This window comes from Pseudomonas sp. 43(2021), assembly GCF_017490805.1.
Lineage (GTDB): Bacteria > Pseudomonadota > Gammaproteobacteria > Pseudomonadales > Pseudomonadaceae > Aquipseudomonas.
The window spans coordinates 1-454 of sequence record NZ_JAFGYJ010000494.1; the positions used below are offsets into that span (position 1 = coordinate 1).

General features: G+C 60.1%; 1 pseudogene. It reads right to left on the reverse strand.

Annotation, left to right across the window (positions count from 1 at the left end):
• A pseudogene (locus J5M71_RS28340) lies at nucleotides 1-454 on the reverse strand (MBL fold metallo-hydrolase); the annotation flags it as partial.

Here is a 454-nt window from a genome sequence, read left to right on the forward strand (position 1 = left end):
GCGCAGCGCCGTACGATTGATCACCTCAGCCATTTGCTTCTCTGGAGCGTCTTGTGGATGTCGACGATCACCGTAGGTCGACTCCACCAGCAAATAGTCGGCCTGCTCAATGGTTTCCGGGGCGTACATCAGTGGATCATTCGGCCGCCCGAGGTCACCCGAACAGACCAGCGTGATGCCATCGGCGACGACTTCAACGGTGGCCGCGCCCAGAATATGCCCCGCGCCGCGCAGCAGGATGCTCAACCCCGGAATAATGTCGATGCGGTGATGCAATTCGATCGGGTGCAGCAGTGCCAGCGCCCGCATGGCGTCCTGCTCGGTGTACAGGGGTAACGCTGGCGAGTGTTTGGAGAAGCCGTGCTTGTTGGCAAATCCCGCTTCCTCTTCCTGCAGACGGCCGCTGTCGAGCAGCAGGATTTTTACCAGTTCACAGGTTGCCGCGGTTGCATAC